The organism is Terrabacter sp. FW104-15G4B (genome assembly GCF_058790095.1).
This window is the reverse complement of record NZ_JBYTCI010000024.1, coordinates 47,924-62,823: the sequence shown is the minus strand read 5'-3', so window position 1 is coordinate 62,823 and position 14,900 is coordinate 47,924. Positions and strand designations below refer to the sequence as shown.

Annotated in this window: 11 protein-coding genes; all 11 read left to right on the top strand. The window is 72.3% G+C overall.

Going from position 1 to position 14,900, the window contains the following annotated elements; translation table 11 throughout:
* Positions 1–605 (top strand): cell division protein FtsL (gene ftsL, locus AC3WRT_RS16430; RefSeq protein ID WP_492723814.1); only part of this gene is annotated, 605 nt, incomplete at its 5' end.
* A gap of 4 nt (positions 606–609) precedes the next feature.
* Positions 610–2,832 (top strand): peptidoglycan D,D-transpeptidase FtsI family protein, encoded by a 2,223-nt coding sequence (locus tag AC3WRT_RS16425; RefSeq protein WP_492723812.1) that lies wholly within the window; start codon positions 610–612, stop codon positions 2,830–2,832.
* 11 nt (positions 2,833–2,843) lie between these two features.
* Complete coding sequence (locus AC3WRT_RS16420; RefSeq protein ID WP_492723810.1) at positions 2,844–4,499, top strand: UDP-N-acetylmuramoyl-L-alanyl-D-glutamate--2,6-diaminopimelate ligase; 1,656 nt, start codon at positions 2,844–2,846, stop codon at positions 4,497–4,499.
* Positions 4,496–5,917, top strand: a complete 1,422-nt coding sequence (locus AC3WRT_RS16415; RefSeq protein ID WP_492723808.1) for a UDP-N-acetylmuramoyl-tripeptide--D-alanyl-D-alanine ligase — start codon at positions 4,496–4,498, stop codon at positions 5,915–5,917. Before AC3WRT_RS16420 ends, AC3WRT_RS16415 begins: the two co-directional genes overlap by 4 nt.
* Positions 5,914–6,999, top strand: coding sequence for a phospho-N-acetylmuramoyl-pentapeptide-transferase (gene mraY / locus AC3WRT_RS16410; protein ID WP_492723806.1), 1,086 nt, complete (start codon positions 5,914–5,916; stop codon positions 6,997–6,999). The genes AC3WRT_RS16415 and mraY overlap by 4 nt, the downstream gene beginning before the upstream one ends.
* Positions 6,996–8,486, top strand: coding sequence for a UDP-N-acetylmuramoyl-L-alanine--D-glutamate ligase (murD, locus tag AC3WRT_RS16405; protein ID WP_492723804.1), 1,491 nt, complete (start codon positions 6,996–6,998; stop codon positions 8,484–8,486). Before mraY ends, murD begins: the two co-directional genes overlap by 4 nt.
* Positions 8,483–9,784, top strand: a complete 1,302-nt coding sequence (gene ftsW / locus AC3WRT_RS16400) for a putative lipid II flippase FtsW (RefSeq protein WP_492723802.1) — start codon at positions 8,483–8,485, stop codon at positions 9,782–9,784. The genes murD and ftsW overlap by 4 nt, the downstream gene beginning before the upstream one ends.
* A complete protein-coding gene (gene murG / locus AC3WRT_RS16395; RefSeq protein ID WP_492723800.1) occupies positions 9,781–10,893 on the top strand; it encodes an undecaprenyldiphospho-muramoylpentapeptide beta-N-acetylglucosaminyltransferase in 1,113 nt (370 codons plus the stop codon). The genes ftsW and murG overlap by 4 nt, the downstream gene beginning before the upstream one ends.
* On the top strand, positions 10,890–12,365 hold the full coding sequence (gene murC, locus AC3WRT_RS16390) for a UDP-N-acetylmuramate--L-alanine ligase (RefSeq protein ID WP_492723798.1): 1,476 nt from the start codon (positions 10,890–10,892) through the stop codon (positions 12,363–12,365). Before murG ends, murC begins: the two co-directional genes overlap by 4 nt.
* Positions 12,362–13,138, top strand: a complete 777-nt coding sequence (locus tag AC3WRT_RS16385; RefSeq protein ID WP_492723796.1) for a cell division protein FtsQ/DivIB — start codon at positions 12,362–12,364, stop codon at positions 13,136–13,138. The genes murC and AC3WRT_RS16385 overlap by 4 nt, the downstream gene beginning before the upstream one ends.
* A gap of 427 nt (positions 13,139–13,565) precedes the next feature.
* Positions 13,566–14,864 carry a cell division protein FtsZ gene (gene ftsZ, locus AC3WRT_RS16380; protein ID WP_492723794.1) on the top strand — a complete coding sequence of 433 codons (1,299 nt, stop codon included), beginning with the start codon at positions 13,566–13,568 and terminating at the stop codon, positions 14,862–14,864.
* The last annotated feature ends 36 nt before the right edge of the window (positions 14,865–14,900 follow it).

The following is a 14,900-nucleotide window of genomic DNA, read 5'->3' as shown; positions in this document are numbered from 1 at the left end:
CCCCGACGCCCCTGCGGGTCATCCCCAGCAGCATCACGCACACCGGCAACGGCACCTTCGCGACCATCTGCATCGGCCTGTTGACGACCGGGCTCGTGGCGCTGCTCCTGCTCAACACCGCCCTGGCGCAGGGATCGCTCGTTCTGGGGGACCTCCAGCGCGAGTCGGCTCGCCTCAGCGACACCTCCGCCAACCTGCAGGAGGAGATCGACCGCGCCTCCGCGACCGGGGCCCTGGCGCGCAGCGCAGCTGAGATCGGGATGGTGCGGATGAACACCCGCGGCTACATCGACCTGTCCAAGGGCACGGTCTCCGGAGAGCCCGAGCCGGCGACGAAGAACAACGCCTTCCCGGTCGTCACCAGCCCGACGCCGCCCGCCGTCACGGACGAGGTCCGGAAGATCCTCGCGTCCGGCACCAAGGCGGGCGCGGCGGCCTCCTCCTCGCGGGCCGCCACGCCGACGACCCCCGGTGCCAAGCCCGCGGACCGCGGAGCGCCCACACTTGGCACGACGCCCGGTGCGTCGACCGGCCGGGCCACGGGTGCGGCCGCGTCGGCCCAACGCGGGCAGTCGGGGCAGGCCCAGCACACGACGGCGAGGTGATCCTGTGACGCAGACCCGAGGGACCGATCCATCACGGACCGGTCGCGGTGCTGCGCCCGCAGCTGGTGCCCGCCGCGACCCGTCCGGCGCCACCCGCGCTCGGCAGGGGGCCACGCGCAAGCCGGGGTCGACAACCGGTGCGACGGCGGGCTCGACCACGCGCACCGGCGCCGCCCGCCCGCAGGCCCGTGGTGCAGCCGAACGCACGCCGCGCCAAGCCCCGACGAGCCGGGGCCGCGGGCCGGCGTCGACCGGCGCGGCCCGGAAGAGCGCGACGCCGCAGAGCCCCGTCGCACCGCGTGCCCCTCGGGGCCAGCAGGGCGCTCGCGCGGCCCGCGGACCCCTCGCGCCGCGCGGACCTCGTGGGCCCCGACGGCCCCGTGGCCCTCGCCGACCCCTCAAGATCTCCCGCGCCAACCCGCGCCGCCGCGCGCGGGTCATCTTCGTCGCCATCCTGTTCGTCTTCACGATCTTTGCCGGGCAGCTGCTGCGCATCCAGGCCTTCGACGCGTCGGCCACGCAGGAGGCGGCCCTCTTCAAGCGGACGGTCAAGACCACGACGCCTGCCATGCGTGGGCAGATCCTCGACACGAACGGCCAGGTGCTCGCCGACTCGGTGGAGCGCTTCACCATCGCCGCCGACCCGACGATCATCCCGGAGTACACCGTGCGGGTCGACGGCAAGCGGGAGAAGGTCGGCGTCACGCGCGCAGCGGCCGACCTCGCGCCGCTCCTGCAGATGACCCCGTCGCAGCTGACCAAGCTGTTCACCCGCTCGGGCACCCGCTACGTCGTCGTCAAGAAGGAGGTCAACCCGGCGATCTACCGCGAGATCCGGTCGCTGGGCGTCCCCGGCATCACGGGGGAGCGCACGGCCCAGCGCATCTACCCCACCTCGATGGCCCTGGGCCAGCTCGTCGGCTTCGTGCGCCCGGACGACCAGAGCGCCGGCGGCGGGATCGAGCAGATGCTCGACAAGGAGCTGCGCGGCACCCCGGGTGTGAGCGTGGCGGAGCGCGCCAGGGACGGCTACATCATCCCCGGCTCCCAGCGCGTCGACACCCCCGTCGCCAACGGCCGCGACGTGCGGCTCACGATCGACGCCGATCTGCAGTGGTACGCCCAGAACGCCCTCGCCAAGCAGGTGACCGCCGTCGGGGCCGAGTCGGGGACCGCCGTCGTCCTCGAGGTCGCCACCGGCAAGGTGCGCGCCGCCGCGAGCTACCCGACGTTCGACCCGAACGACCTCAAGGAGGCGAAGGCGGCTTCGCTCGGCAACTACGCCTTCAACGACGCCTTCGAGCCCGGCTCGACCGGCAAGCTGATGACGATGGCCGCAGCCCTCGAGCAGGGCGTCATCACGCCCGACACGGGTGTCATCGTGCCCCCGCGGCTGCCGCGCGCCGGCACGTCGTTCAAGGACAACGAGCCGCACGGTGTCGAGAACATGACGGCCACCGGGGTGCTCGCCAAGTCCTCCAACATGGGCACCATGATGATCGGCGAACGGGTGTCACCCGCCGTCATGGAGGCGTACTACCGCAAGTTCGGCATCGGCTCCAAGACGCCGGTCGGCTTCCCCGGCGAGTCCGCCGGCCTGCTGGCCGGGGCCAAGGACTGGGTGTCGACGCGCCGCTACACGATCCTCTTCGGCCAGGGGTATGCCGTGACCGCGATCCAGCAGGCCGGCGTGTTCCAGGCCATCGCCAACAAGGGCGTACGCGTACCGCCGTCGCTCGTCGAAGGCACCGTCAACGAGAGCGGGACCTTCATCCCGTCCGCGCCCACGACGTCGAGCCGGGTCGTCACCGAGGACACGGCTGTCAAGCTCTCGCGCATGATGGAGGAGGTCACCGGCGAGAACGGCACCGCCAGCGCGGCCCGGATCAAGGGCTACCGCGTGGCCGGCAAGACCGGCACCGCCGATCGCTACGACGACAAGCTGAAGCGCTACAACGGCTTCACCGCCTCCTTCATCGGCTTCGCACCGGCCGAGGCCCCGAAGTACGTCGTCGCCGTCTTCATCCAGAAGCCGAGCGCCGGCATGTTCGGCGGCGCCCTGGCCGGTCCGGTCTTCAACCAGGTGATGTCCTACCTGCTCGAGCGCACCGGCGCACCGCCCAGCCCGAAGTCCACGCTCGACTACCACGTGTGGGCCGACAAGCCCCTGTCGCCCGACGACCCGGAGGTCATCAGCAATGCGCGGGCGAAGGGGGATGGCCTGTAAGTTGGCATGACGTGTCACCTTCCCCCCTCCGCCCCACCACGTCGGGCGTGCTCCTTCGCGACCTGAGGACCCGGATCGGGGCCGGCAGGATTGCGCTCGCTGCAGCGCCCGGCACGTCGCCGGGCACCGGCGACGCCGGCGGCGTGCCCGACGTCCGCGTCACGGGCGTGACGCTCGACAGCCGGGCCGTGCTGCCCGGTGACCTGTATGCGGCCCTCCCGGGCTTCAACCTCCACGGCGCACGCTTCGTCGACGACGCGGTGTCCGCCGGGGCCGCCGCCGTGCTGACCGACGCGGCCGGCCTCGCACAGCTGACCGGTCCCCGCGCCGCCGCGGCAGGCACCGGCGTGCCCGTCATCGTGGCCGACGACCCGCGCGGTCTTCTCGGCGACGTGGCGGCCGAGATCTACGGGCACCCGTCCGAGGCCCTCACCATGCTCGGCATCACGGGGACCAACGGCAAGACGACCACGGCCTACCTCGTGGAGTCGGCGCTGCGGGCCCACGGCCAGCGCACCGGCCTCATCGGCACCGTGGAGACCCGCATCGGCGAGGAGCGCGTCGAATCTGTGCGCACCACCCCCGAGGCCACCGACCTGCACGCCCTCCTGGGCGTCATGCACGAGCGCGGCCTCGACGCGTGCGTCATGGAGGTCTCGAGCCACGCCCTGGCGCTGCACCGCGTCGACGGCGTCGTCTACGACGTCGCCCTCTTCACCAACCTCTCCCAGGACCACCTGGACTTCCACGCGTCCATGGACGACTACTTCGAGGCCAAGGCGTCCCTGTTCACCCCGCAGCGGGCCCGGGCCGGCGTCGTGTGCGTCGACGACGCCTGGGGCCGGCGCCTCGCCGCGGAGGCGACCGTGCCGACGACCACGCTGGCCACGACCGCCGTCGCCGGCCCTGAGGCGGGCGCTGAGGCTGGCCCCGGCGCCGACTGGTTGGTCGAGTCGGGCGCCGACTCCTTCATGCTGCGCGAGCGCTCGACCGGCCTGTCCCTGACCCTGGTCTCGCACCTGCCCGGTCACTTCAACATCGCCAACACGGCACTCGCCGCCCTCGCGCTGCTGCGCCTCGGCCTCGACCCGCGGGAGGTGGAGGCCGCGATGTCGGTGGCCCCCGACGTGCCCGGGCGCATGGAGGTCGTCGCGCCGGGCGGGCCGGACGGCCCCCGCTGCGTCGTCGACTTCGCCCACACGCCGGACGCCGTCGACGCCGCCCTCGCCGCCCTGCGGGACTCGACCCCCGGACGGCTCATCGCGGTGCTCGGCGCCGGCGGCGACCGCGATCGCGGCAAGCGACCCGCCATGGGGGCCGCTGCCGCTCGTCGGGCGGACGTCGTGGTGGTCACCGACGACAACCCGCGCTCCGAGGACCCCGCCGAGATCCGCGCCGTCGTCATCGCGGGGGCCCGGGATGCGGTCCGCTCCGGAGCCGGCGCGAGCGAGATCATCGACGGTGGCACCCGTTCGAGCGCCATCACCGAAGCCATCGCACTCGCGGTGGTCGCCACGGGGGAGGACCGCCCTGTCGACACCGTCGTGGTGCTCGGCAAGGGACACGAGAAGGGTCAGGAGATCCACGGAGTGAAGCACCCGTTCGACGACCGCGACGCCGTGCGCGCCGCCCTCGCAGCCGCCACCTCGTCGGGGGTGACGGCATGATCGCCATGTCCCTGAGCGAGCTCCGCGACGTGACGGGCGGGCAGGTCCACGGCACCGCCGATCCCGACGGCGTCCTGGTCGACGGCGCCGTGAGCACCGACTCGCGGGAGTGCGGGCCGGGCGGCCTCTACGTCGCGCGCATCGGCGAGACGGCCGACGGTCACGACTTCGTCGCCGCTGCCGCGGCAGCGGGCGCCGTCGCCGCCCTCACCTCCCGCGTCGTCGCCGACCTGCCGTGCGTCGTCGTCGACGACGTCCAGACCGCCTTCGGGCAGCTCGCGCGCGCCGTCGTCGACCGCGCCCCCGAGCTGCGGGTCATCGGCATCACCGGCTCGTCGGGCAAGACGAGCGTCAAGGACCTGCTGGCCTCGGTGCTGTCGTCCGTCGCCGAGACGGTCGCACCCGCCAACTCGCTCAACGGCGAGGTGGGCGTGCCGCTGACGGTGTGCCGCGTCACCCCCACCACGCGCTTCCTCGTCGCCGAGATGGGTGCCCGGGGGATCGGCCACATCGCCTACCTCACGCGGATCGCGCCGCCGCAGGTCGCCATCGTCCTCAACGTCGGCAGTGCCCACGTCGGCGAGTTCGGCTCACGCGAGAACATCGCGCGCGCCAAGGCCGAGCTGCCGCTCGCGGTCCCGGCCGAGGGCCTGTCAGTCCTCAACGCCGACGACGCGACCGTCGCGGGCATGGCGGCCGGCCTCGCGTCCCGGGTGCAGCTCTTCGGGCTCGCGCCCGAGGCGGACGTCCGCGCGGAGGACGTCACGCTCGACGAGCGCGGCAGGGCCGCATACACCCTCGTCTGTCCGCAAGGCAGCGAGCCGGTCTCCTTGCGCCAGAGCGGCGCCCACCACGTGGGCAACTCCCTCGCCGTCGCCGCGGCCGCCCTCGAGCTCGGGCTGTCGCTCGACCAGGTCGTGGCCGGCCTCACCGCCGCTGAGGCCGTGAGCCGCTGGCGGATGGAGATCACCGACCGGCCCGACGGGGTCGTCGTCGTCAACGACGCCTACAACGCCAACCCGGAGTCGATGCGGGCCGCCCTCGACGCCGTTGCCGCGATGCACGTGACGGGGGAGCGGTGGGCCGTGCTCGGCGGCATGCTCGAGCTCGGCCTCGAGAGCGACACCGAGCACGCCGGCGTCGGGGCGTATGCCGCGTCGCTGGGGTTCGACCACGTCGTGGCCGTCGGCGAGGGCGCGCGACCGATCGCCGACGCGGTCGAGGGCTCGGAGTGGGTGCGCGACCCCGACGCCGCGCACGAGCTGCTCACCGCTCGCGTGCGCCCGGGCGACGTGGTGCTGCTCAAGTCCAGCCGCGACAGCGGCCTGCGCTGGCTCGGTGACCGGCTCGCCCGCGAGGGTGGCACCGACACCAACACACCGGTCCCGCCCACCTCGGGAGAGGCGGCCCGCCGGTGAAGGGTGTCCTGCTCGCGGCCTCGATCTCGCTGCTCATCTCGCTGTTCGGCACCCCCCTGTTCATCAAGTTCCTCGTCAAGCGCGGCTACGGCCAGTTCATCCGCGACGACGGGCCGACCTCGCACCACACGAAGCGCGGCACGCCGACCATGGGTGGCGCGGTCATCCTGGCGGCGATGGTCGGCTCGTACTTCCTCGCCCACCTGCTGACGCTCAACCCGCCGACGGCGAGCGGGCTGCTCGTGCTCTTCCTCGCCGCAGGACTCGGCTTCGTCGGGTTCCTCGACGACTTCATCAAGATCAGCAAGCAGCGCAGCCTCGGCCTGCGCTCGAAGCAGAAGCTGCTGGGGCAGGCCCTCGTCGGCATCACCTTCGCCGGCCTGGCCCTGCAGTTCCCCAACGAGCAGTACCGCACGCCCGCCTCGCTGCTCGTCTCGTTCGTGCGGGACACCAACATCAGCCTCGCCCTCGGCGGGAGCACCGTCGTCGGGGTCATCCTCTTCGTCATCTTCGCCAACGTCATGATCGCCGGCGCGTCCAACGGCGTGAACCTCACCGACGGCCTCGACGGCCTGGCCACCGGCGTCTCGACGATGGTCTTCGGCGCCTACGTGCTGATCAGCATCTGGACCTACAACCAGAACTGCCAGACCAACCCCGGCATCAAGTGCTACGAGGTGCGCGACTCGCACGACCTCGCCCTCGTCGCCGCCGCCGGCATGGGCGCCTGCTTCGGGTTCCTCTGGTGGAACGCCACCCCCGCGAAGATCTTCATGGGCGACACCGGCTCGCTGGCCCTCGGCGGCGCCCTCGCCGGTCTTGCCATCACGACCCACACGGAGATGCTGCTCATCATCCTCGGTGGCATGTTCGTCCTCGAGACACTGTCGGTCGTCGCCCAGGTGGCCTCCTTCAAGACCACCGGTAAACGGGTGCTGAGAATGGCACCGCTCCACCACCACTTCGAGATGGTCGGATGGAACGAGGTGACCGTCGTCGTCCGGTTCTGGATCATCGCTGGACTCTTCGCCGCCTTCGGCCTCGGTGTCTTCTACGCTGAGTGGGTGGTGGGGTCCCAGTGAGCTACGACCCGCTCTACGAGCCGCGGGAAGGGTTGACCCACCGCGACGCCGACTGGTCGGGCATCAACGTGCTCGTCGTCGGCCTCGGGGTGTCCGGCTTCGCAGCCGCTGACGCGCTCGCCGACCGCGGGGCACGGGTCACGGCCGTCTCCCGTGACGAGACCGACGCGATCCGCGAGCGCGCCACGATCCTCGAGATCCTCGACGTCGACGTGCGCCTCGGCCCGGAGCACGTCTCGGAGCCGCCCGCCGGCACCGAGCTGGTCGTCACCTCGCCGGGGGTCCCGCCGCACGACCCCCTGATGCTCGCGGCGGCGACCGCCGGCATACCCGTCTGGGGTGAGGTGGAGCTCGCGTGGCGGATGCGCGCGAAGGAGGGCGCCGCCCCCTGGCTCACCGTGACGGGCACGAACGGCAAGACGACCACCGTCAACATGCTCGCCTCGATCCTTCGCCACGCCGGCCTGCGGGCCACGTCGGCCGGCAACGTCGGCACGCCGCTGCTCGAGGCCGTGCTGCATCCCGAGCCCTACGACGTCCTCGCGGTCGAGCTGTCCAGCTTCCAGCTGCACTGGCAGCGGTCGGTGTCCGCCGTCGCGTCGGCCGTGCTCAACGTCGCTCCAGACCACCTCGACTGGCACGGCAGCTACGCCGAGTACCTCCGGGCCAAGGGCAAGATCTACGAGAACACCCACCTGGCGTGCATCTACAACGTCGCCGACCTCCAGACCGAGCAGCTGGTCATGGAGGCCAACGTCGTGGAGGGCTGTCGCGCCATCGGCTTTACCACCGGCATCCCTGCGCCGTCCATGGTCGGCGTCGTCGAGGACGTCCTGGCCGACCGCGCCTTCGTGGAGCAGCGCCAGCGCTCCGCCGCCGAGCTGTGCACCATTGCCGACCTGCAGGGCGACGCGCCCTCGGTCGCTCCGCACTACGTCGCGAACGCCCTGGCGGCCGCGGCGCTGGCCCGGGCCTACGGCGTCGGTCCCCTCGCGGTCCGCGACGGTCTGCGGGCGTTCCGTCCCGATCGGCATCGCATCGCCGAGATCGCGACCGTCAAGGGCGTCCGGTTCGTCAACGACTCCAAGGCGACCAACCCTCACGCGGCAGCAGCGGCGATCCGCTCCTTCGACTCGGTCGTCTGGGTCGCGGGCGGCCTGCTCAAGGGCGCGGACGTCGACGGCCTCGTGGAGGAGATGGCCTCGCGGCTGCGAGGCGTCGTGCTCCTCGGCGCCGACCGTGACCAGATCGCGCAGGCCCTTTCCCGACACGCCCCCGATGTCCCGGTCGTCGACCTGCCCGAGACCGACACTGGAGTCATGGACCGCGTCGTCAGCGAGGCCGCCCGCCTGGCCCAGCCGGGCGATGTCGTGCTGCTCGCGCCCGCGGCCGCCTCCATGGACATGTTCACCAACTACGGGGCCCGGGGCGACGCCTTCGAGGAGGCGGTCCGGCGGCACCGGGAGGCGCACGGAGGGCTGGAGTGAGCACGACCACCGCTGACGGCGGCAAGGCAGGCGCCGCCGGCACCAAGGGCACGGCCGATGCGGCGTCCGGGCACCGGTCGCTGCCCGTCATCGGCAAGCTCGAGTCGCCGCTGACGACCTACTACCTGATCCTCGGCGCCACCTCGACGCTCGTCGTCTTCGGGCTGATCATGGTCTTCTCGGCCTCCAGCGTCGAGCAGCTGCTCGCCGACGAGGCGTCCTACACCATCTTCCTGCGCCAGCTGCTCTTCGCGGTCGTCGGCGCCGTCGCTGCCGGCATCGCAAGCCGCGTCGCGGTGGCGTCGTGGAAGCGTCTCGCCTTCCCGACCATGGTCGTGTCCGTGCTGCTGCTCGCGGCCGTGATCCCCTTCGGCAGGAGCGTCAACGGCAACCGCAACTGGCTCGCGATCGGGCCGGTCCAGTTCCAGCCGGCCGAGTTCGCCAAGGTGGGGCTCGTGCTCGTCGGCGCCGTGATCTTCGCCAACAAGTCCACGCGCATGGCGAGCATGCTGCACGTCGCGCTGCCCTACCTCGTCCCCATCGCGACTGTCGTCATCGGCCTGATCCTCGCAGGGCACGACCTCGGCACGGCGATGGTCGTGCTCGTCATCGTCGCCGCGGTCCTTCTCGTCGCCGGCGCGCCGAAGCGGGTGTTCGGCATCGCCGGAGGGTTCGCCGTCCTCGGCGTCGCCCTCATGGTGACCGGCAGCAGCAACCGCACGAGCCGCATCGCCAACTGGCTCAGCCCCGCCTGCAACGCCGATCCGGACGGCTGGTGCGGCCAGTCGGTGCACGGCCTCTACGCGCTGGCCGACGGTGGCTGGTGGGGGGTGGGGCTCGGTGCCTCGAAGGAGAAGTGGGAGTGGCTCTCCGAGGCGCACAACGACTTCATCTTCGCGATCATCGGCGAGGAGCTCGGGCTGCCCGGGACCCTCCTGATCCTGCTCCTCTTCGGCATCCTCGCCTGGGCCTGCTTTCGCCTCGTCACCCGCACGCAGGACCGCTTCGTGCGCATCGCGGGCTTCGGCATCATGGCGTGGCTGCTCGGCCAGGCCATCATCAACATCGGTGCGGTCATCGGTCTCTTCCCCGTGATCGGTGTCCCGCTGCCGCTCGTCTCGGCCGGAGGGTCGTCGCTGGTCACGACCCTGGTCGCCCTGGGCATCCTGCTCTCCTTCGCGCGCAACGAGCCCGGCTGCAAGGCCCTGCTCGACGCCCGCCCGAGCCTCGTGCGCCGGTCGCTGTCCGTGCTGCCGTCGCGCGTCCGCTCCGTCCCGCAACGTCGCAGAAACCGGTGATCCCCGTGTCCTCGCCCACCTCCGTCCTGCTCGCAGGGGGAGGCAGCGCCGGCCATGTGTCGCCGCTGCTGGCCCTCGCCGACGCGCTCAGGCGCCGCCACCCCGACCTGCGGGTCACCGCGCTCGGCACCCGTGAAGGGCTCGAGGCACGCCTCGTCCCGGCCCGTGGCTACGATCTCAGGTTCGTGCCCAAGGTGCCGCTGCCGCGTCGACCCAGCGGCGACCTGCTTCGCCTGCCCGCCCGGCTCAAGGCCGCGGTCGATGCGGCCGGTGCCGCCATCGACGAGACCGGCGCCGAGGTGGTCGTCGGCTTCGGCGGCTACGTCAGCACGCCGGCCTACCTCGCGGCCCGGCGCCGCCGCGTCCCCATCGTCGTCCACGAGCAGAACGCCCGTCCGGGCCTGGCCAACCGCCTCGGCGCCCGCTGGGCAAGCGCTGTCGCGACAACCTTCTCCAGCACGTCGCTGGCTCGTGCCCAGCGCGTGGGCATGCCGCTGCGCCGGGAGGTCGCGACGCTCGACCGCCCGGCCTCGCGGCTCCAGGCACTGGAGCACTTCGGCCTCGGTCCGCAGTGGCCGACCGTGCTCGTGACCGGCGGGTCCCTCGGCGCGCAGCGGCTCAACGACGCCTTCCGGTCCCGGGTGGCCGAGCTCAGCCGAGCCGGGGTCCAGGTGCTGCACGTCACCGGCCTCGGCAAGGACTTCGCGCCCGATGCGCCCGCGGACGGTGCCCCCTACGTCGTGGTGCCGTACGCCGACCGGATGGAGCTGGCGTATGCCGCCGCCGACCTCGTCGTCGCCCGCGCCGGTGCCAACACGGTGTGCGAGCTGACGGCCGTCGGCCTCCCGGCGGTCTACGTGCCGCTCCCGGTGGGCAACGGCGAGCAGCGCCTCAACGCAGCGGACGTCGTGGCAGCGGGCGGTGGCGTGCTGGTGGACGACTCCGCCTTCACCCCGGAGTGGATCGACGCGGAGCTGCTGCCGCTTGCCACCGATTCCGAGCGTGTGTCGCGGATGGCGGAGGCCGCCCGCCGTCTGGGCGAGCCGGCCGCCGACGAGACGCTCGCCGACCTGGTCGACCAGGCCGCAGCAGGCAGGACCCGCACGTGACGCAGACTCCACACACCCCTTCGGTCGACGACCCGTTCGCCGCAGCCCGGTTCGACTTCCGGGCGCCGGTGCCCGATGCCGACGACCTGGGCCGCGTCCACTTCCTCGCCATCGGGGGTGCCGGCATGTCCGGCGTCGCCCGCATCATGCTTGCCCGGGGCGTCCGGGTGACCGGCAGCGATGCCAAGGACGTGCCGGTTCTCAAGGCCCTGGAGAGCGAGGGCGCGGGAGTCTGGGTGGGATTCCACGAGGCCCACCAGGAGCGAGCGGACGCGATCGTGATGAGCTCCTCGATCCGGGACGACAACGTCGAGCTGGTGGCGGCGCGCGAGCGCGGGATCCCGGTGCTGCACCGTGCGCAGGGCCTGGCCGCGCTCATGCGGGGCCGTAGGCCGGTGGCCGTCGCGGGGGCCAACGGCAAGACGACGACGACCTCCATGCTGACCGTCGCCCTGCAGGGCTGCGGCCTCGACCCGTCCTTCGCCGTCGGTGGGGAGCTGGCCAAGCACGGGACCAACGCGCACGACGGGGCCGACGACGTGTTCGTCGTCGAGGCCGACGAGAGCGACGGCTCCTTCGTCGTCTACCACCCCGAGGTGGCAATCGTGACGAACGTGCAGCCCGACCACCTCGACTTCTACTCGAACTTCAAGGTTGTGCAGGCGGCCTACGACGCCTTCGTCGGCACGATCCGGCCCGGAGGCCTGCTCGTGACGTGCGCCGACGACCCAGGCGCCGTCGCACTCGTCGACCGCGCCCGCAGCGCCGGCGTACGCGTCGTCACCTATGGCTTCGACCCGGCATCGGACGTCCTGCTCGGCGACCACCACCAGGACGGCGTCACCTCGTCGGCGACGGTCCGCGACGCAGGCACGACCCGCCGCATGACCCTGGGGGTGCCGGGGCGGCACAACGCCCTCAACGCCGCTGCCGCGTACGCCGCAGCCGTGCGGGGCCTGGACCAGGACCCCGAGCGTGTCCTCGCCGGCCTCGCCTCGTTCACCGGCACGCGTCGCCGGTTCGAGCCCAAGGGGGAGGCGGGCGGAGTGGTGGTGGTCGACGACTACGCGCACAACGCCGGCAAGGTGGCGGCCGTCGTCGAGACCGCCAAGCAGCTCGTCGGTGACAGCGGCCGGCTGGTCGTCGTCTTCCAGCCGCATCTCTACAGCCGCACGCGCGACTTCGCCGCCGAGCTGGGGGCCGGTCTCGCGCCGGCCGACGTCGTCGTCGTCATGGACGTGTACGCGGCCCGCGAGGACCCGATGCCCGGCGTCTCCGGGCGCCTGGTCGCCGACGCCGTCACGGCTGCCCGGCCTGCGGCCGAGGTGCACTTCGTCCCGTCATGGGCCCACGTCGCCTCGCGGGTGGCCGACCTCTCGCGACCCGGGGACCTCGTGCTGACGGTGGGCGCCGGAGACGTGACGATGGTCGGCCCCGAGGTCCTGCGCATCCTGGGTGGTGACCGGTCGTGACGCTCGAGAAGGGCACGGCCCGGCGGCGTGTGGCGGGCACCGGGCTCGCCTCGTCACGCAGCCGCTTCCAGCGCCGTGCGGCTGCTGCTCGTCGACGACCTCGTCTGCTCGCCGCGGTCGCCGTGACCGTGCTCGTGGTCGCCGGCCTTGTGGCCTGGCTCGGCTGGTTCAGCGGGGTCCTCCGGGCCTCTCGGGTCGAGGTCACCGGGGTGGGGCAGCAGGCCGTGGCCCAGGTGCGCTCCGTCGCGCGGGTGCCTCTCGGCGGCCCGCTCATGCAGGTGGACACCGAGGCCGTCACGCAGCGGCTCCTCGCCAACATGGCCTGGAGCACCGTCTCGGTGAGCCGGAGCCTGCCCGACACCGTGGTCATCCACGTCACGCCCCGCGTCGCCGTGCTGGCGGTGCGCAACCCTCGAGGTGAGGTGGAGGTCGTGGACCGCGAGGGCGTCGCCTTCCGCACCGTGGGCGAGGCTCCCAAGGGGGTGCCGCTCGTCAGCTCCGGCGCGGCGCAGGTCACCAAGGCGGGCGTGGATGCTGCGCTGCAGGCGCTCGGCTCCCTCGACCCCTCACTGCGCTCTGTCGTCTCGGGCGTCTCCGTGTCTGCGGCCGACCAGGTCTCCTTCACCGTCAAGGCCAAGGGGGACAAGCGCAAGACCGTCGTCTGGGGCGGCGCCGGTGACGGGGAACGCAAGGCTGCGCTGGTCACGATCCTGCTTCCCGAGCCGGGGTCGACGATCGACGTGAGCGTCCCGTCCTCCCCGGTCACGCGCTGACGGTGGTGCCGTCACCCTGACGGTCGCCTTGACGGTGAGCGGGCGTGCCGAACCGGCCCCGGCGGCGGGTCGCGCGCAACGACGTGGGAGGCTGGTGCCAGCATCTGGGGCGGCTGTGCCTTCTGGTGCTGGTGTGGCCGCTGGGGCCAGGCCCCCGGGATCGGGGCAATCCCGCTGGCGACACGCCGCGACGTGGGTTGATCGACCTTCCGGGTCGTCATACCGTCGGGGCACTGGTTCGTGACCAAACTGTAACCTTTACGTCTACGTTTAAGGTTTGAGGGCTTACAGGCGCGGAACGAGCCCGCACCAGCCACATCGCACAGATCGCACCGACCGCACCCTCGTGGTGCGCCAGGGGCGCAGCGCACCGCTCGTTCCCAGACCACCGCAGCACCGGCACCACCAGTCAGGAAGGCCCACTCTCGTGGCAGCAGCACCGCAGAACTACTTGGCCGTCATCAAGGTCGTCGGCATCGGCGGCGGCGGCGTCAACGCCATCAATCGCATGATCGAGGTCGGCCTCAAGGGCGTCGAGTTCATCGCCATCAACACCGACGCCCAGGCGCTGCTCATGAGCGACGCCGACGTCAAGCTCGACGTGGGCCGTGAGCTCACCCGCGGGCTCGGGGCCGGCGCCGACCCCGAGGTCGGCAAGAAGGCGGCCGAGGACCACGCCGAGGAGATCGAGGAGGTCCTCAAGGGGGCCGACATGGTCTTCGTCACCGCCGGAGAGGGCGGTGGCACGGGCACCGGCGGCGCACCTGTCGTGGCCCGCATCGCCCGGGAGCTCGGTGCCCTGACGATCGGTGTCGTCACGCGCCCGTTCACCTTCGAGGGTCGCCGCCGCGCCAACCAGGCCGAGTCCGGCATCGGCAGCCTCCGCGAGGAGGTCGACACGCTGATCGTCATCCCCAACGACCGCCTGCTCTCGATCAGCGACCGCAACGTCTCGATGATGGACGCCTTCCGCTCGGCCGACCAGGTCCTGCTCTCCGGTGTCCAGGGCATCACCGACCTCATCACGACGCCAGGCCTGATCAACCTCGACTTCGCCGACGTCAAGTCGGTCATGCAGGGCGCCGGCTCGGCCCTCATGGGCATCGGCTCCGCGCGCGGCGAGGACCGGGCCGTCCAGGCGGCCGAGCTCGCCATCAGCAGCCCGCTGCTGGAGGCCTCCATCGACGGGGCCCACGGCGTGCTGCTCTCGGTGCAGGGCGGTTCGGACCTCGGCCTGTTCGAGATCAACGAGGCTGCCCGGCTCGTGCAGGAGGCCGCGCACCCAGAGGCCAACATCATCTTCGGTGCCGTCATCGACGACGCGCTGGGCGACGAGGTGCGCGTCACCGTCATCGCAGCCGGCTTCGACGCCGGTGGCCCGAGCCAGCGCCACGACGACCGCGCTCTCGGCCAGGTGATGGGCCGTTCGCAGCAGCAGCGCCCGGCTGCGCCGGCCCAGCAGCAGTCGCAGCCGCAGCACTCCAACGGCGTGGCGCAGCAGGCCGCACCGCAGCAGGCCTTCCAGCAGGCGCCCCAGCAGGTGGCTCCTGCCCCGGTGCAGCAGCAGCAGCCGACCCAGCAACCGGCCCAGCACCAGCCGGCCCAGCACCAGCAGGCCCAGCACCAGCCGACGCAGCACCAGCCGACGCAGGCTGCGCAGCAGCCGCCGCGCCAGGTGACCTTCGACGAGGGTGACGACCTCGACGTCCCCGACTTCCTGAAGTAGGTCATCGGCCGAGGGCCCATCAGCACACCGCCGACG